The 25,088-nt window shown below is 36.7% G+C and carries 18 protein-coding genes; 5 read left to right on the top strand and 13 right to left on the bottom strand.

Annotated elements, in window-relative coordinates:
- Positions 1–9 precede the first annotated feature (9 nt).
- The 13 genes from nadB to Q0A18_RS06715 all read right to left on the bottom strand — a co-directional run bounded on the left by nadB (position 10) and on the right by Q0A18_RS06715 (position 17,891).
- On the bottom strand, positions 10–1,581 hold the full coding sequence (gene nadB / locus Q0A18_RS06775; protein ID WP_292009389.1) for an L-aspartate oxidase: 1,572 nt from the start codon (positions 1,579–1,581) through the stop codon (positions 10–12).
- 27 nt (positions 1,582–1,608) lie between these two features.
- Positions 1,609–2,235, bottom strand: a complete 627-nt coding sequence (locus Q0A18_RS06770) for an NAD(P)H-dependent oxidoreductase (RefSeq protein WP_292009388.1) — start codon at positions 2,233–2,235, stop codon at positions 1,609–1,611.
- Positions 2,236–2,337: 102 nt separating this feature from the next.
- The gene (locus Q0A18_RS06765; RefSeq protein WP_292009387.1) at positions 2,338–4,599 is read right to left on the bottom strand and encodes a T9SS type B sorting domain-containing protein; all 2,262 of its coding nucleotides are present in this window, start codon (positions 4,597–4,599) and stop codon (positions 2,338–2,340) included.
- A gap of 80 nt (positions 4,600–4,679) precedes the next feature.
- Positions 4,680–6,932, bottom strand: coding sequence for a T9SS type B sorting domain-containing protein (locus Q0A18_RS06760; protein WP_292009386.1), 2,253 nt, complete (start codon positions 6,930–6,932; stop codon positions 4,680–4,682).
- A 158-nt stretch (positions 6,933–7,090) separates the two neighbouring features.
- The gene (rnhA, locus tag Q0A18_RS06755; protein WP_292009385.1) at positions 7,091–7,567 is read right to left on the bottom strand and encodes a ribonuclease HI; all 477 of its coding nucleotides are present in this window, start codon (positions 7,565–7,567) and stop codon (positions 7,091–7,093) included.
- A gap of 26 nt (positions 7,568–7,593) precedes the next feature.
- Entirely contained in the window at positions 7,594–9,186 is a 1,593-nt protein-coding gene (gene dnaB, locus Q0A18_RS06750) for a replicative DNA helicase (protein WP_292009384.1), read from the bottom strand.
- 155 nt (positions 9,187–9,341) lie between these two features.
- Positions 9,342–11,402: a T9SS type B sorting domain-containing protein gene (locus tag Q0A18_RS06745; protein ID WP_292009383.1), complete on the bottom strand. Its 2,061-nt coding sequence runs from the start codon at positions 11,400–11,402 to the stop codon at positions 9,342–9,344.
- A gap of 99 nt (positions 11,403–11,501) precedes the next feature.
- Positions 11,502–13,577, bottom strand: a complete 2,076-nt coding sequence (locus Q0A18_RS06740; RefSeq protein WP_292009382.1) for a T9SS type B sorting domain-containing protein — start codon at positions 13,575–13,577, stop codon at positions 11,502–11,504.
- Positions 13,578–13,667: 90 nt separating this feature from the next.
- The gene (locus tag Q0A18_RS06735; RefSeq protein ID WP_292009381.1) at positions 13,668–14,903 is read right to left on the bottom strand and encodes an MFS transporter; all 1,236 of its coding nucleotides are present in this window, start codon (positions 14,901–14,903) and stop codon (positions 13,668–13,670) included.
- 92 nt (positions 14,904–14,995) lie between these two features.
- Positions 14,996–15,358 (bottom strand): hypothetical protein, encoded by a 363-nt coding sequence (locus Q0A18_RS06730; RefSeq protein WP_292009380.1) that lies wholly within the window; start codon positions 15,356–15,358, stop codon positions 14,996–14,998.
- Between the two features lie 68 nt (positions 15,359–15,426).
- Positions 15,427–16,926, bottom strand: coding sequence for a GH3 auxin-responsive promoter family protein (locus Q0A18_RS06725; RefSeq protein WP_292009379.1), 1,500 nt, complete (start codon positions 16,924–16,926; stop codon positions 15,427–15,429).
- A gap of 128 nt (positions 16,927–17,054) precedes the next feature.
- Complete coding sequence (locus tag Q0A18_RS06720; protein WP_292009378.1) at positions 17,055–17,321, bottom strand: hypothetical protein; 267 nt, start codon at positions 17,319–17,321, stop codon at positions 17,055–17,057.
- 174 nt (positions 17,322–17,495) lie between these two features.
- On the bottom strand, positions 17,496–17,891 hold the full coding sequence (locus tag Q0A18_RS06715; protein WP_292009377.1) for a hypothetical protein: 396 nt from the start codon (positions 17,889–17,891) through the stop codon (positions 17,496–17,498).
- A gap of 250 nt (positions 17,892–18,141) precedes the next feature.
- On the opposite strand from Q0A18_RS06715, the gene mfd reads away from it, so the two are divergent.
- The 5 genes from mfd (at position 18,142) to Q0A18_RS06690 (ending at position 25,059) form a co-directional block, all read left to right on the top strand.
- The gene (gene mfd, locus Q0A18_RS06710) at positions 18,142–21,504 is read left to right on the top strand and encodes a transcription-repair coupling factor (RefSeq protein ID WP_292009376.1); all 3,363 of its coding nucleotides are present in this window, start codon (positions 18,142–18,144) and stop codon (positions 21,502–21,504) included.
- A 128-nt stretch (positions 21,505–21,632) separates the two neighbouring features.
- Complete coding sequence (locus Q0A18_RS06705) at positions 21,633–22,454, top strand: hypothetical protein (RefSeq protein WP_292009375.1); 822 nt, start codon at positions 21,633–21,635, stop codon at positions 22,452–22,454.
- 10 nt (positions 22,455–22,464) lie between these two features.
- Positions 22,465–23,280 (top strand): hypothetical protein, encoded by an 816-nt coding sequence (locus Q0A18_RS06700; RefSeq protein WP_292009374.1) that lies wholly within the window; start codon positions 22,465–22,467, stop codon positions 23,278–23,280.
- A 2-nt stretch (positions 23,281–23,282) separates the two neighbouring features.
- Positions 23,283–24,029 carry a hypothetical protein gene (locus tag Q0A18_RS06695; RefSeq protein ID WP_292009373.1) on the top strand — a complete coding sequence of 249 codons (747 nt, stop codon included), beginning with the start codon at positions 23,283–23,285 and terminating at the stop codon, positions 24,027–24,029.
- 148 nt (positions 24,030–24,177) lie between these two features.
- Complete coding sequence (locus Q0A18_RS06690) at positions 24,178–25,059, top strand: hypothetical protein (RefSeq protein WP_292009372.1); 882 nt, start codon at positions 24,178–24,180, stop codon at positions 25,057–25,059.
- Positions 25,060–25,088: the final 29 nt, after the last annotated feature.

Raw genomic sequence — 25,088 nt, 5'->3', positions numbered from 1 at the left:
GTGTATTATTTATGCAAGATCCTTATTATAGAAAGCGCCTTTGTTTTCTGTCATTTCCATAGATTGAGTAATGATAAGATAGGCGACGGTAGTTAGGTTTCTTAATTCAGAAAGTTGGGGTGATAAAATAGAGTAATGGTAAATTTCATTTACTGCAGCAGCTATTTCCTGATGCTTTTGTAAAGCCATTTTAAGACGTTTGTTACTCCTTACAATTCCTACAAGGTCACTCATCATTTCCTGGAGTTGTTTTCTCAGATAGCTGATAATAACCATTTCATCCATGATTTTCATTCCTTCTTCATCCCATTCGGGAACAGCCTTAAGGTCATTAAAGTTGAAATTGTTTTCTTTAAGCAATGCAACGGTTTTTATAGCGGCATTATGACCAAATACGAGTCCTTCCAATAAAGAGTTGGAAGCTAGTCTGTTGGCACCGTGAAGTCCGGAATTGGTACACTCTCCAACAGCAAAGAGATTTTTAATGGATGACTGACCGTCTTTATCAATTTCTATTCCTCCCATTAAATAATGGCAGGCAGGAACAACGGGAATAAGTTGCGTGAAGGGATCTATGCCTTCATCTTTACATTTTTTATAAATATTAGGGAAATGTTCCAGAAATCTTTCATGGTCCATTTCATGGCAATCAAGTCCTACAAATTCATCTCCTGAAATTTTCATCTCATTATCAATAGCTCTTGCGACAATATCTCTGGAAGCTAGTTCTTCCCGATCGTCATATTTTTGCATGAACTTTTCACCTCTTTTGGTTCTCAGTTTAGCTCCGTCTCCACGCACTGCTTCGGAAATCAGGAATAGCATTCCATCTATTTTGCTGTATAAAGCAGTAGGGTGGAACTGGTAATATTGCATATTGGATACTTTTCCCTTAGCACGGGCTACAAATGCAATTCCGTCTCCGGTAGCGATTGTAGGATTAGTTGTATTTTTATATACATGCCCTGCTCCTCCGGTGGCAACCAATGTTATTTTTGAGGTGATTTTTTTAATTTTTTTAGATTTTTCATCTAATATATAAGCCCCGTAGCAAGAAATGTTTTCTTCATTTAGTTCTTTACCTGGTACATGATGCTGTGTAATAATGTCGATAACATAATGGTGATCCAGGATTTCAATATTAGAGCTGTTTTTGGCTGTTTCCAGTAATGCTCTTTCTATTTCAAAGCCTGTGATATCTTTATGATGTACAATTCTGTTTTCCGTATGACCGCCTTCTCGCCCTAGAGCAAATTTTCCGTTTTTCATGTCAAAATTAGCTCCCCATTCGACAATCTCATTAAATCTTGCAGGAGCTTCTTTTACGACCATTTCTACTACATCACGTTTGTTTTCCCCGTCACCGGCACGCATGGTGTCTTCAATATGTTTTTCGAAATTATCTTTTTGAAAGTCAGTAACAACGGCTAACCCTCCTTGGGCATATTTAGTGTTACTTTCATCTTCATCGGATTTGGTAACTATAATTATTTTGGCATCAGGAAATTGTTCGGAAACTTTAATAGCGTAAGAAAGTCCTGAAATACCGGAACCAATCACTAAAACATCAGCTTTTATCATATTCTTGCTTTAAGACAAGTGTCTAAATTAAATAAATTTGAACAATTTATCGTCCGGTTTTCGTACTTTTTTCATGTGCTGGAAAGAATCTTCCTCGGATCTGTATCCTAAGGCCAGAGTTACGGTCACTTTTTCAGTCTCTGAATCAATATCTAATATTTCCTCGATTAAATCTTGGCGGAACCCTTCCATAGGACAAGTGTCTATATTTTCTATAGCAGCAGCGTACATCAGGTTAGCTAGGACAATATAAGATTGTTTTTCTGCCCAATGGAAAATTTCGTCACTGTTTTTTTCATTCATATGACGATGGATACTGCTTTTAAAAGGGTCCAGACTTTCAATGTTTACACATCTTACTTTGGAAATATGTCTGAAATATCCATTGATATAGTTTTCATTAATGGATTTTTTGGAAACAATAACAATCAGGTGTGAACACGTGGAAATTTGAGAAGGATTATAAAAAGAAGGGGTAAGCTTCTTTTTCATTTCCTCACTTTCTACCACCAGTATTTTATAGGGCTGTAACCCCTGAGAACTGGCAGCGAGTTTTCCGGATTGGAGAATATTCTGCAGAGTTTCCTGAGGAATAATCTCCGAATTGAACTTTTTCACAGAATATCTTTTGCTTAAAGCTTCCAAATAATTCATAGAACAAATTTAAGAATTGAATATGAATAAATTATGTTTTGAATAAAAAAAGAACCATTCCTGCTAAAGAATGGTTCTTATGATAAAATCTTTGATTATTGCTTATTCTCTGTTTTTTACCATGATCCATCCGGAATATTTCAGTGCTGTATTTTGTTTGTTGTTCTCATTCCAGTTTATAGAATACCAGTAATTACCGGTCGGAACTTTTCTTCCTCCGTTTGTAGTTCCGTCCCAACGATATTTATTGGTCTTATCTCCATGATGAATTTTTGCTCCATATCGGTCAAAAATACTGAACTCCAGATTTTGTTTTCCGGCTAATGCGGAATAATCTATAACGTCATTAATACCATCTCCATTAGGTGTGATCACATTGATTAGGTTTGGATTGGTAATGGTGATCTCTATAGGCTCACAATTATAGGCATCCTTAACGAAAATATGTATTTCCCCTCTTGGCAAATTTTTAAATATATTAGAATCCAGCCAATTAATATTATCTATGGAATACTGATGAGGGGGTGTTCCGCCTATAACATTTACAGTGATGGTATTACTGGAGATATCAACATAATTAATAACAGGTTGCTCTGAAGGGAATATCTGCACGGTTTGTGTCGATATACAGTCTCCTGTTTTTAACTTTACCCAATAAACACCTACTCCAACATTAGAAATAGATTGTGTGGTTTCTCCAGTGCTCCATTCATAGGCATCAAATCCCGGACCTGCATCTAATGTTGTTTTGTCTTCTATACAAATGGTTTTGTTCTGTAATGTTTCCGAATAAACTGGAGGGATTACAACAAGTGTTACTTTTGCAACAGAGTAGCACCCGTTTCCATTGGTAACTTTTATGTAGGCAACACCGTTAGGTGCAATATAAGTTGTTGGATTGGTAATTTCATTCGTACTATTGATCGCATCAGTTAAAGAGGGATAATAAGTTTTAGTAATCCCTACTTGAGTGGTAACGCCTGCAACGGTAAGATTGAAAGAAGCGGTAGAAGGGTTTGTTTCAATGGGGCAAGACCTTAATAAAGCGTCACTGACTTCTACTACGGGATAAATGTCTAAAGTTATTTCTGAAGAATCTACACAGCCTTGTGGGGTGGTTACTTTTACGAATACATTTCCCGCAGGGGATGCATAACTAGTAGGATTTGTTATTTCATTGGTTCCTGCATTGAGGTCATTCATTGTAGGATAAAACTGCATTGTTACATTAGGGACTGTAGTTACATTGGCAGTAGTTAGATCGAAAATAGCGACCCCGGCATTGTTATTATTACATCCGGTTAGTGTAACGTCATTAACGGTGAAAGGGGACGGGTCAAGTTCGATAACCCCATCACCATTATCACAGAGTGTGGATGATGGATCTTTAATTACAACTGTAATAAGTGTGTTTCCTGTATACTGGAAATTAGTCGGATTCGCAATTGGAGTTGAGCTCCCTAAAATATAATAGGTGAAAATATAATTTGCTGGATTATTAACAAATTGAGAATTGTATGATGTTAAATCAACAGAACCGTTTCCTGTTGCAGGGTTCATACATACATAAGGGGTGACATTGTTTTGAAGAATAGGGACTTTATCAATGTATACTTTAGCATTTTTGATTGAATGTCTTGCGCTTGCAGCTCCCGTCGCAGCAGAAAAACCAAAATATCCCTGCGTCATACCAATTGCTCCACCTGAAGGAGCGAATGATTGATTGACGATGAGATTTCCGTCAAGTCTTATTTGTATAATCCAGTTGTTGGTGTTTGTCATATCAACCTCTCCGTTTACTTCGACATGTTTGTAAGTGGAGCCGACGAACGGTTGGGTAGAATTTAAATCAGCGGAGTGAAAGGTACTACCTACAGTATTGTTAAATTCAATATTAGAACCGGCGGTGTTATTGGTTCCGTAGAGTAGATGGATTTTACTCATTTGCCCTTCTGTACTATTGTTGAATATATCAAAACCGACCATTAGCCCGGAAGCGTTTGAGGGGATTCCTAATCCAGCTCCTGCTACATAGCCTGTGGGAGGATTTGCCAGATACCAGAATGTGAATCCATCTCCTCTTCCATAATTTGAAGTTCCGTTTCCGTCAATTCTAAAATCGAATTCTACCTTCCATTTATCACAATATCTCAGGTTGATGGGAGTCGCTAATTTAATAGCTCCAAATAAACCGGTTTGATCTGCTGTAAGTTGTATGAAGTCTGTATTTACATTAGCATTAGAAACAAGATCCCAACCGGTAGTATTCACAGGGTTTCCTGCGAGCTGATAGGTTTGAGAATAAAAAGATCCTGAAAAACAGACCAGAATGCTTATAAAAAATTGAAGTAGATTTTTTTTCATATAAGTAAATGATATTAGTTGATTTTAAATAATCGTTTGTTTAAAATAAAGATCATCCCATTATGGGATGATCTTAAGGGTTATTCTCTGTTTTTTACCAGTACCCAGCCATTGTATTTGGTAAGGGTATTGTTTTTATCATTCTCATTCCAGGTAATAGTATACCAGTAGGTTCCGGTGGGGACTTTTTTGCCAAAGGCAGTTCCATTCCATGAGTAGTTTCTGAATTTGTCTGCTTCAAAAAGTTTATTTCCATATCTGTTATATATAACAAAAACAAGGTTCTTTTTGTAAGCCAGGGCAGAATAATCGATTACATCATTGATATTGTCTCCATTAGGTGTAATGGCGTTAATAAGATTAGGGACTGTAACCTGAACTTCAACAGGTGGACAATTGTAGCTGTCTTTTACAAATATTTTGACTTCTCCTCTCGCCAGATCCGTAAATACATTTGAATCCTGCCAGTTAATCCCGTCTAAAGAATACTGATAAGGAGGAGTGCCTCCGGCTACATTTATCGTAATGGTGTTATTTGTGATATCAATAGTGGAAATAACAGGCTGAACAGAAGCTCTGACGTTTACAATCTGAGTGGTAATACAGTCTCCTGTTTTTAATCTTACCCAATAGGTTCCTACCGGAACACCTTCGATAGCTTGTGTTGTAGCTCCTGTGCTCCATTCATATCCGTCAAATCCGGGACCTGCATCTAAATTGGTTCTGTCACCAATACAAATTATTTTGTCTTTTAAGACGGTGGATAATACGGGAGGTAGTACTTTTAAAGCGATTTTGACAATTGTGTAGCAGCCATTCGTATCTGTTACTTTTGCATAAACCTCTCCGGAAGTAGAAATGTATGCTCCGGGATTCATTATTTCATTAGTTTCGTTTATCGCGTTGGAAATTGTGGTATAGTATTTTTTTGTAATATTTGTAGAGCTTGTTACGTTGGCAGAAGTGAGATCAAAAGATGCTGTGTTGGTGGCAGTTTCTATAAAACAAGACTCTATAGTTGTTTCATTTACTATAATTTCCGGAAAGAAAGTTAGGTTAATTTTTGCCGATCCTGTACAGCCTTCCGAAGTCGTAACTTTTACATATACTTCTCCTGGAGCTGATGTGTATGTAGTTGGATTTGTGATTTCATTAGTTCCTGCATTAAGATCTGCGATTGTTTTATAATATTTCTTTGTAACACCAATTATAGGGGTTACGTTGGCATTGTTAAGGTTAAATGTGGCAGTTCCAGCTTTATTATTGTTACATTCCGTAAGCGTTGCCTCATTGGCTGTAAAAGGTGAAAGAGAAAGAATTATTACTGCGTCAGCATTATCACAAAGTACTCCTGAATTGTCTTTTATACGGATCGAAACCGTTGTATTGGCATTGTATTGATAAGCGGTGGGATTGGTAATGACTGTCCCCCCTACAGAATATGTGAAGGTATAATTGTTGGGATTAGCTACAAACTGAGAATTGAAATTTGTAAGATCAATAGTTGCATTCCCTGTTGTAGGGTTAGGGCAAAGAGACTGAGAAACTGAATTTTGAGAGATAGGTACTTTATCTGTGTATATTTTTACGTTTTTAATAGAATGGCGGGCGCTTGCTGCACCTGTAGATGCAGAAAAACCGAAATATCCCTGAGTCATTCCCATAGCACCTCCTGATGGTGCAAAAGATTGATTTACAATTTGGTTGCCATCAATACTGATTTTAATAATCCAGTTATTTATATTAGCAGGATCAACTTCTCCAGTTACTTCTACCTGTTTGTAAACGCTGCCAACAAAAGGTTGTGTAGCATTTAGGTCAGGAGAGTGAAATGTACTGCCAGGTGTGTTGTTGAATTCAATATTTGAACCCGTGGAATTATTGGTCCCATATAATACGTGAATTTTACTCATCTGACCCTCAGTGGAATTATTGAAAATATCAAATCCAACCATTAAACCTGTAGAGTTGGAAGGAATTCCAAGACCTCCTCCCTGTACATAAGAAACAGGTGGATTAGCTAGATACCAGAAAGCAAAGCCGTCTCCTCTCCCATAATTGGAAGTTCCGTTTCCATCAATTCTAAAATCAAACTCTACTCTCCATTTATCACAATATTTTAGGTTAATAGGAGCATTCAGTTTTATGCCTCCCACCTTAGAAGTTTGATCAGCAGTGAGCTGTATAAAGTCTCCATTAATGATGGCAGAAGGTACTATATCCCATCCTGTAGTATTCACAGGATTTCCTGTAAGTTGATAAGTTTGAGAAAAAAGTTTTCCCGAGATACAAATCAAGAGAATTGTAAAGTACGAAAGTAATTTTTTATTCATTTATTAAGGATTGTAGTTGTAAAGATATTAAAACAGATCTAATAAATGAATATTTAATGTTAATTTTATAATATAAGCTGATTATTTGTTAATGAAATAGTGTATAATTTGAGTAAATAATTATTATTTGCGGTCTATTTAGTATAATTAAAATTAAGTTAAAAAAGGGAATTTCTTTCCATATTTTCGAAATACTCATCTGTTTCAAGTGCGTCGGAATTGGCTGCTGCTACGGCAAGTCTGTCACAAAGTTCATTTTCGAAATGTCCTGCATGTCCCTTAATCCAATGAAGTTTCGGATTGTATTTATTGTATAAGGTGATGAAGTTTTGCCAGAGGTCAGGATTTTTAACGTTTTTCCATCCTCTTTTTATCCAGCCTGAAATCCAGTTTTGGTTGATGGCATCAGCAACATATTTACTGTCTGTATAAATGTGAATATCATTTTCTGAAGATTTCAATTTTTCCAATGCGGTAATAACAGCCAGGAGCTCCATCCGGTTATTGGTAGTTTTCCTGAAACCTTTGGAAAATGTTTTTTGATAGTTTTTTTCAGGTACACGCATGAGAATACCGTACCCTCCTTTTCCGGGATTTCCGCTGCAGGCTCCGTCAGTAAATATTTCGATTTTCAAAATAATTAATTTATCTCAATAGATGGTTAGAACGGAAAGTCTTCATCATCATCAAAATCATTCATAGAGGATCCTGAAATCTGAGAATTATCCGGTAAATCAAATGCTGCTCCAGGCTGAATAGTAGTCTTTATTTTATCAAAACCACTGGGTTCGTTCTGTTGTCCCAAATTAGGTGGCTGATATCCGTATCCACCACTCCCGAATACATCAAGGTCTCCAAACTTAGCGATATTTTTCATAAATGACATTCGTACATCGGCAGTGGCACCATTTCTGTGTTTTGCGATGATAAGCTCGGCCTGATTTTCTGTGGTTGTTTCCTGTCCGGGTTCATCATTATCCCAAACTGTAATTTTATAATATTCAGGTCTGAAGATAAAAGATACAATATCGGCGTCCTGCTCAATGGCTCCCGATTCCCTTAAATCCGAAAGCTGAGGTCTTTTTCCCGGACGTGTTTCCACACTTCTTGAAAGCTGGGAAAGAGCGATTACAGGAACATTTAATTCTTTTGCAATGGCCTTTAAAGACCGGGAAATTGTTGCGATTTCCTGTTCACGGTTTCCTCCTCCTTTTCCTCCACTGTTGGCAGTCATTAGCTGAAGATAATCCACCATGATGATTCTTACACCGTGCTGCATTACTAATCTTCGGCATTTTGCACGGAAGTCAAATACAGAAAGGGAAGGGGTTTCATCAATATACAGGGGAGCATTTTCAAGCTCTGATACATTGGAAAATAATCGTTGCCATTCTTCGTCGGACATTGTTCCTTTCCTTAGTTTTTCTGAGGAAATTCCGGTTTCAGAAGCGATCATCCTTGTAATCAGCTGTACGGATGCCATTTCCAGAGAGAATAAAGCCATGGGGATTTTATGTCCTACTGCTATGTTCCTTGCCATGGACAGAAGGAATGCTGTTTTTCCCATCGCGGGACGTGCAGCAATAATAATAAGGTCAGAGTTTTGCCATCCGCCGGTTTCTTTATCTAAATCCCGGAAACCTGAAGGAACTCCGGAAAGTCCTTCTTTGTCTTTTAATGATTTAATAGTGTCGATCGCTTGTTTTACAAGAGAATTAGCGGTGTCGAATCCCTTTTTAATCGTTCCGTTAGTAATCTCGAAGAAAGATTGTTCGGCTTTATCTAAAAGCTCAAAAACATCTGTAGATTCTTTATAAGAGGTTTCAATCACGTTAGCGGAAACATTAATGAGGCTTCGAAGGATATATTTCTCAAGAATAACACGAACGTGATATTCGATATGAGCAGATGAACTTACTCCCATAGTAAGGTCAATAATGTAATGATCCCCACCTGCCAGATGAAGTTTTTCTTCTTTTTTGAGCTCCTGAATAATGGTCATCAGATCCACCGGATGGTTACCCTCATATAATTTTAAGATAGCAGTGAAAATTACCTGATGTCTGGGATCATAAAACACTTCAGGGGATAGAAGGTCAATAGAGTAATCAAGTCCTTTTTTATCAATTAAAAAAGTACCGATAACCAGTCGTTCAAAATCTATTGCGTTAGGAGGCATTTTTCCATCCGCAATAGACAACTCTTTAGCAAAGTTTCCGTGAGTAAGAGATGATAATGTTTCTTTCTGCGCCATAACTGCAAAGATAGTTTATTTGAAAAATAATAGAAAAATAGTAATTAACAATTATTGTTGATTGCACAGAAAAGTCAGTGATAAAAGGTATTGTACATGTTGATAAAAAAAATCACCCTGATAGAGGTGATTTTTTTATAGTATTGAAATTGAAACTATTCTCTGTTTTTTACTAATACCCATCCGTTATATCTCGTAGGGGTACTGTTTTTGTCATTTTCATTCCATGAAATGGTGTACCAGTAAGTTCCTGTTGGAATTTTCTTACCGAAGGCGGTTCCATCCCATGAGTAGTTTCTCATTTTATCTGCTTCATAAAGTTTGTTTCCATACCTGTCATATACGATGAATATCAGATTCTTCTTATATGCTAAAGCTGAATAATCTATTACATCGTTGATATTATCTCCATTAGGAGTAATTGCATTGATGAGATTAGGTACGGTTACCTGTATTTCAACAGGAATACAATCATATGAATCTTTTACATAAATTTTGTTTTCTCCTCTCGGGAGTCCTGTGAATACATTGGAGTCCTGCCAGTTGATTCCATCTAAAGAGTATTGATATGGAGCTGTTCCGCCTGTTATATTAACGGTAATTGTATTGTTTGATATATCAATGGTGGAGATAACAGGTTGCTGAGAAGCGTACACGTTTACCTGCTGTAGGGTATAGCAGAATCCGGTTTGTAATTTTACCCAATAAGAACCTACACCTACTCCTGAAATAGATTGAGTGGTAGCGCCTGTGCTCCATTCGTATCCGTCAAATCCCGGGCCTGCGTCCAATGTGGTTCTGTTTTCCATACATATTGTCTGGTCTTTAAGAATGGTAGATTTTACGGGTGGTAATACCTCAAGAGTAATTTTTGTAATTGCATAACATCCATTGGCATTGAATACTTTAGCATATACTACACCATCGGTAGAGATATAAGCTGTAGGGTTAGCAATTTCATTGGTACCATTTACGGCATTATTAAATGTAGTATAAAACTTTTTAGTAACTCCTGTTTGTGAAGTGATATTAGCTGAGGTTAGGTCAAATGCGGCTGTGGTAATGTTGGTGTCAATATAGCATGATTCAATGGTGTCCTCATTAACAACCACTACAGGATAAAAACGTAATGTAATTACTGAATCATCTGAACACCCTTCTGATGAAGTTACTTTTACGTATACCAGACCTTCCGCAGAGGTATAATTGGTTGTATTGATGATTTCGTTGGTGCCTGCGGTAAGGTCATTTAATGTAGGGTAATATTTTTTAGTCGCTGTAGGGTCAGCAAACGTATCAGCTAATGTCAGATTAAAGCTTCCGATACCGGCATTGTCATTATTACATGCATAGATGACGGCGTCTTTAGCAACTATATTCCCCTGTCGGAATTTGAATTCCCCGGTTTGGGCACAGTTGTTAATCGGGTTATTAGGATCTGTAGGGTCCTGGTAATGGATTCTGTAATAATAAATGGTGGTGCCGTCTACTACTGCTGTTGTTAATGGATTGGTACCTAACAATGCATCATTGGCAGTGTTGTGGTAAGTAACTGTGAAGTTGGGGTTGCCGTTGATAATATCGGTAGATAAAGTTGTGAAATCAAATGAGGAAGGAAGCTGGCATTTCAGTATTTCATTAGGAGCTCCCGGAGTTGTACTTGCAACACCTGGTGGGATGAACGGGTTAGGGGCTAAGTTCGGATCATTGAATGCTGAAGCTAAAGTAGCTGTTCCTCCCCATGTTAATGAAAATCCATTAGTAGTATGAGAATAATTATCAACTACCAGATAATAGGTTTCTCCGGCTATGACATCCATGTAAGCACTAAAGGCTCCATTGGTTGCTGTACCTGTTAGTGATAGATCAAGTCCTGTAGGGCCGTCTGCGGGTGAATAATTGCATCTGATAGGAGGACTGAGGGCTCCACAGGTTTGGTTAGGCCCGTATACTCCAAAATCATAATCATCAACAAAAGCGTTAGGATTGATTTCAAAAGTTAAAGTTCCTGATGTAGCAATAGTAAATGAATACCATACAGAATAATGTTCATCAGTATATAGACAGCCCATTAGGTCTTCCTGTACATTTCCACTTCCGGAAGGTGTGTAAGATAGACCTGAATTTCCACACACTGGTATTGCTGTAATACAGTCGGACTGCGAAAAATATAATTGAGATAAAAATACTATAAAAACGAGTAGTAGTTTTTTCATTTGAAAATGATTTTGTAAACAAGTAACGAAAATAATAAATTATAATGATAACGATAATAAAAGACTGCACTATATGCAGTCTTTTATATGATAATGAGTTTATTCTCTATTTTTTACCATTACCCATCCTGAGAATTTGAAAGAAGTATTTCTTTTGTTCTTTTCATTCCATGTTACGGAATACCAATAAGTTCCGGTAGTTACACGTTTCCCTCCGTTAGTGGTTCCGTCCCATTTATAGCCGTTGGTTTTGTCGGCCTGATGGATTTTGGTTCCATATCTGTCATAGATATTAAGTACAAGGTTTTGTTTATTAGCAAATACGGAATAGTCTATTACATCATTCACTCCGTCCCCGTTTGGTGTGATCACATTAATCAGGTTCGGAACAAGAATAGGCAACTCGACAGGATTACAATCGTAAGCATCTTTTACATATATCGTAGCATCTCCTCTCGGAACATTCGTAAATATATTTGAATCCTGCCAAACGATATTATCCATTGAATATTGGTAAGATGGAGTTCCGCCTATTACATTCACTGTAATAGTGTTAGTTGCAATATCTACATCTGTAATTACAGGTTGTTCGGATGCGTAGATATTAACTGATTGAGTTGTTATACATTCTCCTGTTTTTAGTTTTACCCAATAGGTGCCTACTCCTGCATTAGAAATAGATTGGGTAGTTTCTCCCGTACTCCATTCGTATCCGTCAAACCCAGGTCCAGCGTCTAAAGTTGTAGTGTCTTCCATACATATGATTTTGTCTTCAAGTACAGTGGATTCAACTGGTGGAAGAACGGTAAGATTAACCTGTGCCACCGAATAACACCCATTAGCATTAGCTACTCTTACGTATACTACGCCATTTGGGGCTATATAAGTAGTAGGATTTGCGATTTCATTGGTTTCATTAATAGCATCAGTTAAAGAAGGATAGTATTTTTTAGTGATTCCCACTTCTGTGGTTACTCCGGCTACGGTAAGATTAAATAAAGCGGTAGCAGGATTTGATTCTATAAAACAAGATCTTAAAGTAGCTTCATTGACCACCACTACCGGAGCTAGCGATAGAGTGATTTCAGCAATATCTGAACATCCCTGCAGTGTGGTTACTTTTACAAATACTGAACCGGAGGAGGCTACATAGTTGGTAGGTATTGTGATTTCATTTGTACCTGCATTAAGATCAAACATGCTGGGGTAATACTGCATGATAGCTGTAGGATCATTGAAAACATTCGCGCTTGTTAAATCAAATGTTGCTGTCCCTATATTGTTGTTATTACAGGCTGTTAAAGTAACATCATTTGCTGTAATATTCCCCTGTATGAATTTAAAGGTGCCTGTTTGCTTACATTTGCTTATAGGGCTGTTAGGGTTGTTGGGATCCGAATAGCTGATGCTGTAATAATAAATATCAGTAGTATTAACAGTAATGGCTGTAGTTATGGGATTATTTCCTGTAAGAGCATCGTTAGCGTTGGTGTGATAAGATACTACAAAATTGGGGTTTCCGTTCACGATTCCTGTTGTCAGTGTACTGAATTCAAAAATAGCGGGATCCGTACAGATAACTACTTCGTTAGGAGCATTTGGGGTAGCGCTTGGGCTTCCCGGAGGTATAAAAGGATTAGGCTGTATCGCTGAAGTAAATGGGGATGATAAGGTGGCTGTTCCTCCCCATGTAAGGACAAATCCATTGGCATTGGCAGAGAAATTGTCCACTACTAAATAATAAGTTTCCCCGGCAATTACATCAAGGTATTTACAAAAACCGTCTCCTCCTGCCCCTTCTGTTGTATCTGTAGCGGTCATGTTAAGACCTGTAAGAATTCCGTTAGCGGTTGAGGCGTAAGAGCATCTTATGGGTGTTCCAAGATTGCTGCATTGTTTATCAGGGCCATATACCGCCCAGTCGTAATCCGCCTGAGCATTCGGAGTGATTAAAAAAGTAAGTGTACCGGTTGTTGAAGCTGTAAACGTATACCATACCGAATAATGCTCATCACCCGTTAGGCATCCGCCCAGATCCTCCAGTATATTTCCCGGACCACTTGGAGTGTATGATAAATCTGAATTTCCACAAACAGCGAGTGCTGTGGGGCAGTCTGACTGTGAGAAAAGTATCTGTGATATAATCACAAATAAAATGGATAGAGTTTTCTTCATTTAGGGGAATTTTATTTAGCAAATATAAAAAATAATTAACCTAACACTAATTATTTTGAATTATATTTGAAGTTTTCCCATAAATTGTATTTAATATTGCATTTTTCTTAATTTTGGATTAGTGATTCCTACAAGTAACGCAACAAGTACGGTCATACTTCCTCCGAATATTACAGATCGTACCACTCCAAGTAATTTGGCCATCAATCCACTTTCAAATTGTCCCATTTCATTACTTGACATAATGAATATGGAATTGACGCTTAGGACTCTTCCACGTATATGATCCGGAGTTTTCAACTGCACAATGGTGCCTCTTATCACAACGGAAATTCCATCAAGCATTCCACTTAGCATCAGGAACATGAATGAAAGCCAATATATATTGGAAAGTCCAAAACCTATAATGCATAATCCGAACCCTGTAACCACTGCAAGAAGTATTTTTCCCTGATTTTTTCGTAGTGGAATAATGGATAATAAAGTGATGATACACATGGATCCTATGTCTGAAGCCGCGTTCAGCAGACCAAAGCCTTCAGAGCCTACTTTAAGGATATCAGCAGCAAATACAGGAATCATAGCTACAGCGCCTCCGAAAAGTACAGCAAACATATCCAGGCACAAAGCTCCTAGGATTTCTTTGGTACGATAAATATAGGAAATGCCTTCCCGCATACTTTCCATGACTTTTACTTTTTCCTTTTTGTATTCGGAGTATTGTTTATTGAGTTGCCAGAAAAATAAAGAAGCTGTAAAAATCAATGAAATAATTACGACAAGTGTCCATTCTACTCCAAAAAGTGCAATGAGAAATCCTCCCAGAGCATGCCCGCAAACAGATGATATAAGGAAAGTGGCCTGATTCAAAGTAATGGCATTCGGCAAATTTTCTTTTTTTACAATTTTAGGAATCATTGAAGGAACAATAGGTCCGATAAAGGCTCTTGCGATTCCTGTAAAAAAAATAACTCCATATATAAAATAGGTAACCTGGTGTCCTGTGAAATGCATTTGAACATTCAGGAATGCCGGAATAAGTAATAAGCTTATCAGAAAAACATATGCATAATTGCAGATCAGTAAAAGTTTCTTTTTCTCATTCATATCAATGACATGGCCGGCATACAAGGCACAGCTTACGGCAGGTATTACTTCTGAGAGCCCGATAAGTCCAATGGAGAAAGGATCTTTTGTTAGCTGATAAACCCACCATCCTAAAAGGGTTGCTAACATTCGAAAGGCTATAACAATAAAAAATCTTCCGGTAAGAAGATTCCTGAATTCAACATTGGATAATGTCTTTAACGGAGTGAAAGAAATCATGCACAAAAATAGCTCTAAATATTTATTCAGAGCTCCTTAAAAATATTATTTTAAAAGATATATCAAATATATCTTGAAAGATAAAATCTATCTTAATCAGCTCTTGTAGCGCTAACTACCAAAGCTGCAACACCTGCAGCGCCGATTACAAAAGCACCTGCAGTAACGTTAGCTTTAGCCCTGTCTTTTGCAGCAGCTACGTTAGCTTTGGGAATAGATATTTCTGTACTGTCTTTTTTACTTACCGTTCCTATGATGTTGTCACCCTGAATATTACGGAATAACATTTTCTGTTTCTTAGAACCGTCTTTCATTGTGAAAACATAAGTTCTCCCTGCTTCGAGGTTGGAGTAATTGTTTTTTTCAACGTCTCCGATATACTTAGTGGTAGCGCAAGATGAAACTAAAAATAAAGAAGTAAGTAAGGATGATTTTAAAAGTACAGCTGCTTTCATTATTATTATTTGTTTTTCAAATTTATAATTTTTTTCGAATATACGTTTTTGAAATCAAAAAAATGTAATTAAAGTTTGTGGATTTTTAATGAATCTGCGATTTTCCTATCGTTGGCTAATCTTGGGATTTTATTTTGCCCGCCTAATTTACCTTCTGATTTTGCATATTCGTGAAAGGCATTTTTTCTTAAGGGAGTAATGTGAAGTTTTTGAAGAATATTACCTGAAATCAGATCGTCATAATAAGTATTGCGCTTTCTCAGTTGGTTATCCAAATCGGTTCTGAAAGCTTCCATGTCTTCTGGCTGCTTTTCAAATTCAATGAACCATTCATGGTAAGGAAGCCCTTCTTCCGGGTTCACCTGCGGTGCAAGGTGAAATTCTGCAATTTGGGCTGGGTGATTTTTAAGAGTGGCCTTGATGGACTCTTCTACCTCGAATGCTATAACATGTTCTCCAAATGCCGATGTAAAATGCTTTGTTCTTCCGCTTACTAATATTTTATAAGGATTCTTATTGATAAATCTTACTACATCACCTATTGAATAAGCCCATAGTCCGGAGTTGGTAGTCAGAATAAGGGCGTAGTCTTTATTGAGTTCAATGTCTTTTAAGGTTAACCTTCTTGCATCTGGGCTTCCATATTCTTCCAGAGGGATAAACTCATAGAAAATACCATGATGGGTCAATAATAAAAGCCCCTCTTGGGTGTAGTCATCCTGAAAAGCAAAAAAACCTTCAGAGGCTGGAAATGTTTGAATGATGTCTACATTGCCACCTAATAGTTCCTCCATTTTGTCACGGTAAGGATCGTAATTAACTCCACCGGTGACAATCAATTGAAGATTAGGGAATATTTCTTTGATTTTTTTTCCGTTTCTTTTTGTAAGTTTTTCAAAGTACATAATGAGCCACGGGGGTATTCCCGAGATCAGTGTCATATTTTCCTTTTCTGTTTCTTCTACTATTTTATCCACTTTGGTTTCCCAGTCCTCTATCATATTAGTCTTCCAGCTTGGGAGGCGGTTCTTTTGAAGGTAATCAGGAATATGATGAGCTACGATTCCGGAAAGCCGGCCGGTTTGGATACCGTATATTTCTTTTAATTCAGGACTTCCCTGCAGAAAGATCATTTTTCCCTGTACAAAATCTGCATTGTTCTTTTTTGCTATATAATGAAATAATGCACTTTGAGCTCCGGCAATCTGATAGGGCATTCCTTCTTTAGATATTGGAATATATTTAGAGCCGGAAGTGGTGCCTGATGTTTTGGCGAAGTATTGAGGGATTCCTGTCCAAAGAATATTAGCCTGCCCTTTTTTTACTCTTTCGATATAAGGCTTTAACCCTTCATAATCTACAATGGGAACTTTTTTCTGAAAATCCTTAACAGAATGAATGTTTTCAAAGTCATGTTCTCTTCCGAAAAGTGTCTTTTTCGCCGTATTCACGAGTGAAATGAGGAGGTTTTCCTGATTCTCGGGAGTGTTTTGTTTGAAATTCTGTGCTTTTTGAACATGTTTTTTTGCCCAAATTAATGCGATATTTTTCTTGAGGAAATTTAACATGGCCCAAATTTATAAATAAGTAGAGAAATCTTAATGTTTTATTTCAATACATATAATAAAAACCGATGAGTAAGCTCATCGGTTTTCTGAAATTTGATTATGAAAATAACAACTATATGTGTTTATGTTTACTTGTTCTCTTTATATCGTTTGTCCGGTGTCCCGTCCTTTTTTAATTTTCTGTTTTCTTTGTACCTTTTATCAGGTGTTCCGTCTTTTTTTAATTTGGCCTCTGTTTTATTTGTAGATGCGGTAGCATCTTTTGTTGCTTTGGCTTTCTTAGCTTTTACGGTTTTAGTTTTCTGTACTTCTGCTTTAGTTGCAGGAGCTGTCTGCTGAGCTGTTGCAAGTCCTAATCCTAAAAATAGAGACATTGCCATTAATAGTTTTTTCATATGTGAATGATCCATGTTTTGTTATTATTAGCAGTACAAAAACCAAGCTAAAAAATATTAAGGCGTTAAACTTAACTTAAGTTTAGTACTGCTTAAAAAAATATTAAATAGATAAAGCCTGCTTTCACCATGAAAACAGGCTCAACATATGAATGAATTATTTGGGTGTATTGTTTACCGTGTACAGTTGGCTGTCCAGGTTTTGCCGTCTTTGAGATAAAGGATTTTTAATTCATCATTATCTATTCTGATATAAGAGGTGGCATTGGAACCTATCATTACTAAAGTGTGGTCACCTTCCTGATTAAACTCGATTCCGTTAAGGTCAGGAATGCTGTTTGAAAATGCGAAATTGTATTTGGTGCCACTTGCTATTTTAGTGACAAATACACTTCCGTTATCTGTGCTGATATTAGTGGAACCTCCGTCGTTGTAAGAAACGCTTCCCTTATAGGTTCCGGCAAAGAAATCGTTATTGGTCGGATCATCATCATCGCTACATGAAGCGAAAGAGACTGCTGTAAGGAAAATCAAAAAGAAGACCCCTACAATTCTAATTGCTTTTTTCATAATGCTATTTTTGTTTGTGGTTGTAGAAAGGTGCCCAAACATTATGCCGGTGATCTTTTATTTAATTATTTTTAACATATTATCAATTTTAATCATATAAATTTAAATATAATTAACTGTTTTTAAATTATATTGTAATTTATAATATTGTTTAAATTCTTAACTGCAGAAAAATATTTTTAACTTTGCACTCCTATAACGATTTCGGAAAACCTCTGAAATCGCTTTTGTCGTTTTAGACCTACACACTATGGAACTGAAAACAATTAATGAGAAATTTCTTCCTGACCTGCTTCAAAGAGAATTCGGAAGAAGTATTTTTACTCAGCTGGATGCAGAGCAGCATATTTCTGTAAAAGGGAGTGCAGGATCTTCTGTCTCTATTTTTGTAGCTGAACTTTTCCTGACCCATAAAAAAAATATACTCTATATAATAGATGATAAAGAAGAGGCACTCTATGCCAATACGGAAGTAGAGGACCTTTTGGGAAAAGATAAAGTGCTTTATTTTCCGGCTACTCATCTTGAACCTTATCAGGTGGAGAAAACGCAGAATGCTAATTTGGTTCTAAGAACTGATGTCCTGAATAAAATCAATTCCGATGCGTCTCCGAAAGTAATCGTAGCGTATGCCGGTGCATTGTCTGAGAAGGTTCTCAAAAAAGAAGATTTTAAGGCAATTTCCCATCAGATAAAAGTTGGTGACCAGCTGGATTTTGATTTTATTGATGAATTGCTCAACCATTATCATTTCCAGCAGACGGATTTCGTTTCTGAGCCGGGAGAGTTTTCGGTGAGAGGAGGAATTGTTGACGTTTTTTCTTATTCTTATGAAAAGCCTTACCGAATTACTTTTTTTGGTAATGAGGTGGAAGGAATAAAAACCTTTGATATAGAAACACAGCTTTCTGTAGAAAAGGTAGGTGCTTTTCAGTTAGTTTCCAATATGAATTTTTCGGTTTCCGGCAGTAAAGTCTCCTTACTTCAGGTATTGGATGAGAACAGTTTTATAGTTTCCAAAAATGGAGTGGTTGCCCTCCAGAAGCTGAAGTCCTTTTATGAAAAGTCTTTGGATAAGTATGAGGGTCTCAATAAAGATATTGCACATAGGGAGCCTGCAGAACTCTTTATTTCCGATCAGGAATTTTTATTTGATTTTAAAAAATTTAAAACAATAGATTTTACGACAGCGGCTATAGAAAATCTGAAAAGTGTTGAAATTAAACTGGAGCAAACAGCTCAGCCGTCATTCCATAAAAAGTTTGAACTGCTAACCCAGGATCTGGAAGAAAAACAGGCAGAAGGTTTTGATACCTGGATTTCTTTTTCTACCGAAAAGCAAAAAGAACGTTTAGAATCTATTTTTGAAGAACTGGAAAAAGAAGTTCCTTTTAAGAGCTTCAAATCAGAACTGCATGAAGGTTTTGTAGATTATGAACATAAATTATTAGTATATACGGATCATCAGATTTTTGACAGGTACCAGCGTTATAAAGCCAAGAATACTTTTGCCAAGTCTGAACAGTTAACACTTAAAGATCTGATGTCTCTTAAAATAGGTGATTATATTGCTCATATCGATCATGGAATCGGAAAGTTTATGGGACTGGTTAAAGTCAATAATGACGGTAAAGTTCAGGAATGTTTTAAACTCACTTATAAAAATGGGGATTTACTGTATGTGAGCATACACTCATTGCATAAGATATCTAAATATAACGGACCTGAAGGGAAAGAAATTGTACTGAGTAAATTAGGCTCTCCTGCCTGGAAGTCCCTTAAACAGAAGACTAAGGCTAAAGTAAAACAGATTGCATTTGATTTAATCAAGCTTTATGCTCAAAGAAAAACAGCCAAAGGATTCCCCTATTCTCCGGATTCTTATTTGCAAAATGAGCTGGAGGCGAGTTTTATTTATGAAGATACTCCTGATCAGGAAAAGGCAACTATAGATGTGAAAACGGATATGGAAGCGGACACGGTAATGGACAGGCTGGTTTGCGGAGATGTTGGATTTGGAAAAACAGAAGTTGCTATTCGTGCTGCATTTAAGGCGGCAACGGATGGGAAACAGGTAGCGGTTCTTGTGCCCACTACTATTTTGGCTTTTCAGCATTACAGAAGTTTTAAAGACAGGTTAAAGGACTTTCCGGTGAATGTCTCTTACCTGAACAGATTCCGTACCGCAAAACAGAAGTCAGAAACACTGGAAGGTTTAAAGAATGGTAAGATTGATATCGTTATCGGAACTCATCAGCTTGTGGGAAGTAGTGTGAAATTTAAGGATCTGGGATTATTGATTATTGATGAGGAGCATAAGTTTGGAGTTTCGGTAAAAGATAAACTGAAAACCTTGAAAAATAATGTGGATACTCTTACTCTTACGGCTACTCCAATACCTAGAACGTTACAGTTTTCATTAATGGCTGCCAGAGATTTATCTGTTATTAAAACTCCACCGCCTAACAGACAGCCTGTAGATACTCAGATAATCGGGTTTAGTGAAGAAATTCTCAGGGATGCGGTTTCATATGAATTACAGAGAGACGGGCAGGTCTACTTTATCAATAACAGAATAGAAAATCTTAAAGATATTGCAGGCTTGATCCAGCGGTTAGTTCCGGATGCAAGAGTGATTACAGGACATGGCCAGATGGATGGGAAACAATTAGAAAAAAATGTCCTTGATTTTATGGAAGGGAAATATGATGTTTTGGTTTCTACTACCATTGTGGAGAGTGGAGTAGATGTCCCTAATGCCAATACTATATTTATTAATGATGCCCACCGTTTTGGAATGGCTGACCTGCACCAGATGAGAGGAAGGGTGGGAAGAAGTAACAGGAAAGCATTCTGTTATTTGATTACGCCTCCTTATGATGTAATGACATCAGATGCGAGAAAGAGGCTGGAGGCTATTGAGCAGTTTTCAGATTTGGGAAGTGGTTTTCAGATTGCGATGAAAGATTTGGAAATTCGCGGAGCCGGGGATTTATTAGGGGGAGAACAAAGTGGATTTATTAATGAAATGGGTTTTGAAACTTATCAGAAATTGATGCAGGAAGCTCTTGAAGAGTTGAAAGATGATGAGGATTTTGAAAATCTGTTTGAAAATGAAGAGGACAGGCAAAAGTTATTTAAATCGGTGAAGGACGTTAATATAGATACGGATTTAGAGCTGATGCTTCCGGATACTTATATTTCAAATATAGAAGAAAGGCTGTTACTATACCAGAAAATTGCTGAAATTAATAATGAAAAAGATCTCCATACATTCGAGCTTGAATTAATTGACCGTTTTGGAGAGCTTCCAGGGGAGGTTGTCAATCTCTTAAAGAGTGTTGCTCTGAAATGGCTGGCTGCTGATATAGGATTCGAGAAAATTGTAATGAAGAATGGTGTTTTTTTAGGGTATTTTCCAAGTAATCCTCAAGATAAATTTTATCAGACCGAACGTTTCAGACATATTATTACTTATTTAACACAAAATCCTTTGGAAGCCCAACTTAAAGAAAAAGTGGGAAAAGATGGAAATAATCTTATGATGCGAAAGGAAAAAGTTAAAAGTGTAGATGAGGTAAATACGCTATTAAAGTCTATTATTGGATCCTAGTCGAAACGGATTAAGATAATTCTACTTTTTTCAGGATTTTTATATATTCTATGAATAGTAAAATATGTATGATATTATTCATGTAATAAGTCTATATGTGTAAATTTTTATACTTTTGATGGCTTATTATGAAAAAAATTATGTGTTTTTGCGTAGTGGGATTATGTTGTATGCAATCTTACGCGCAGGTGGGTATTGGATTGGGTGTGCCTAATTCTATTCTCGATGTAAACGGGAAGACCACCTTAAGAAAAGAATTAAGAGTAGGCGGTACTTCTTCCGAGGTGGGAAATGCCGGACTGAACGGTCAGGTTCTGGTCTCGCAGGGAGAAGGTTTGCCTCCAGTTTGGAAATCGCTTAATGTTTCCTTTGTGGAGGAAGGGCAATATAAATTGATCAATTCATATTTGTCCTCAGATCAATCAGGAATTACTAACCTTTCTAATGGTATTTCAGGAGATAAGGTTTATAAAAATAATGTGGGAGACGATATTTCTGATACCAGTAAAGGAAAATGGGTGAAAATTGGTGGGCTTAATAATAATTTTACTATTAAAAATGGGCGGAACAGATTGAGTTACCAATTTCAGACCGGTATTGAAATGAAAGCTTCTACATCCACAGCTTCTCAGAATGTCAGTTTCACCTGTGGAATATTCAGAAACGGAAAACTGGTTGCTTTACGTCCGGATAATATATCTTCCACTAATAATTCTGATAGAGCAGGTATTCAAGATTATATCTTTACCCTTAATTATACTGAACAGGATGTCCCTGCAGGAGCACATAATGTGGAGGTAGCCTGCAGAAAAATAGACACATCCAATCTGAACAATCAGTTTGTTATAGGCCGGAATATTTCCGATGCTAATACAGTATCTAACTCATTTACTTTAGAATCCATTTTAAAACTTGATGTTATCGAATACGTAACATATACAACCAATTAATAAACATATAATGAAAAAAGTTATTTCTATCCTGTCCTTGGGAATGGGGTTATCTCTCTTTGCTCAAGTAGGAATAAAAACAGGTTCGCCGAAAGCTTGGCTGGATGTGAATGGAGATCTTAATCTTCGGGGGAAACTGATGGTTTTGAATTATTCAGATGGGGGGCTTTCAGAGGGAACCAATGATCAGATATTGGTTTCTCAGGGAGAAGGTTATCCACCGGTTTGGAGAACTCTTCGCATTCCGGAATATGAACCCAATAAATTTTATTTAATTTATAACAATTCTTTTTCTGATAAGACAGGAATTACATTTAATAACAGAGAAGAGTCAATAACGACCTCAAGAACAGCCTTGTTTACCAAAGGGAATACATTCAGTAACTTCAGTAGATTCAAGAAAATACCTTCATTATCCCAGCCTATTAATATTTACAGTACGGAAAGTAAAACATATATTCAGTTTGAAACTGTGGTGCAGGCTAATTTTGATGCAGCAGGCTCTACAGATACTTCTATTGACTATGCTTGTGGAATTTTTATTGATGATCGTCTTATAAGTTTAAGACAGAGGAATTTAAAGGCTACCAGCGGTGCTTCATCTTTTATTACTCATAACCAGGTAGGAATAGTAGAAAACCTTTCGAAAGGGCAGCATGCTGTAAGTGTAGCTTGTGCAAGAATGAAATCTTATAATACAGCAACTGATTCCTTACTTGGAATTGGAATAAATGTGGGAAATAATATCAATTCCTTTATTACCCAGTCTTCTATCAAAGTGGATGTATATGAGGTGCCACAAGTTTTTAATACCATTATAGATTAGTCATGAAAAAAAATATATTCGTAATAATTGCTTTGTGGATTGGTAATATACTTTATTCACAAGTAGGAATCAATACTCCGTCTCCGGCGAGTACATTAGATATTAATGGAGATCTTAACCTTAGAAAAGAATTTCGGGTAGGAGGGACAAATACGGTCAAAGGATCCGCAGGAAAAGCAGAAGAGATTTTCCATAATAACAGTGAGATGAATACGAATGACTGGAAAAGTATTAAGGTAGCTGATGGAGAAGGGAGTATGTCGCTGTTTTCAATAAATACTCTTGCTGATAAAACCGGGGCGGTTTTCAGTGGGGATAACGGGGCAACATCTCCTTATGCGGAAGGTGCGGCTTTTAATTCTACATGGACTGTTTTGCAGGGAACGATAAGTACGTTCTCAATAACGAATGCTGATAATAAAGTGGCCTTCACTTTCCAAACTACAGCACAGAAAACGAATAATAACAATTCTTCTGTAAGTTTTGCATGTGGAATTTTTGTAGACAATTCTTTACGGGCAGTGCGAACAGAGGTATTGACAGGAGGAGAGGGAACTAATAGGATATTCAATCTGAATGCTACATTAATGAACCTTACTCCTAAAAATAATTATAATGTAAAAGTGGCGTGTACAAAGAGAAATATGAATTCGGGGACCTTGGGAATCGGTAGGGCAGTAAATACTACTTATCTGAATGCTGATATGTCACAATCAGTTTTGACCATTTCAGTGTTGCAGCCTTATTAAATCTTTCTGAACAGAAAATAAATCTGAATCCGGAAACCAAAGCTTCCGGATTTTTCATTTACCAAAGTCTTTTTAAAATATTTTTTCCTATGTATTGAATATGATGTAAAATAATTTATATTTGGAGCCAATAAAAACTTAATAAACTATGAACAAATCTATTTTCTTTAAAGTCTTTTTAGGGCTTGGTTTCGGAATCTTATTTTCATGTGATAATACAACAGCAGATCCTCTTAATCAGAATAAAAGTAATAATGGCGGCTCCGGAAATAATGGTGGGACTACGATCACAGGCCCAAGAATTCTTGAGAAGATTGTAGTAAACAATATAATTCAGGAAGAATATGTTACAGATGCCGGTTTTCTGGAGAAAGGAAGCTTTAAGGATGAAAGTGCTCCCAATACTTATTTTACAGGAAATGTTACCTATGTAAATAATAAAATTTCAAGGGTAAAGTTTGTAAGCACTGCTAGCGGAAGCCTTACTTATGATTTTAATATTACTTATGATTCTAATGGAAGGATTTCAGGAACTACAGCGATAAATTCATTAGGCACCGTAACTGTTGGCTCTAATGATTATGTATATACTTATGATTCCGCAGGAAAGATCTCGAAAATTCTTGAGAAAAGAAAAATGCCGGGAACTTCTAATTATATAGGTTTTGTGGAAAATGCACTTACCTATTCGGGAGACAATATATCTAAGGTAGTTTGGACTATGGGAACAATGGATTCCAATGGAATTCCGGATATGTCTTCAGGAACTTCAACGACCTATAATTATCAGAGTTATGATTCTAAAATAAATCCTTATACCACTCTTCCCAAAACTTTCTTTATAATGTGGAGTTTAATTCATCCTGCTAATTTTTATACTTTATCAGCTAATAATGTGGGAGCTTTTAATTTTGTCTTCCCTTCTCCTGCCCCCTCTGTTACTGCTCCTAAGACTTATCTGTATGATTCTCAAAATTATCCGGTTTCAGATCAGACCCAGGCCATTAAATATGTTTATAAAGCATTATAAAAAAATATAATTTGTTGATAGTTTTGTTA

Source organism: Chryseobacterium sp., assembly GCF_022712095.1.
Lineage (GTDB): Bacteria > Bacteroidota > Bacteroidia > Flavobacteriales > Weeksellaceae > Chryseobacterium.
Note: the sequence above shows the minus strand (reverse complement) of the source record. Positions and strands in the feature narration are given on the sequence as shown.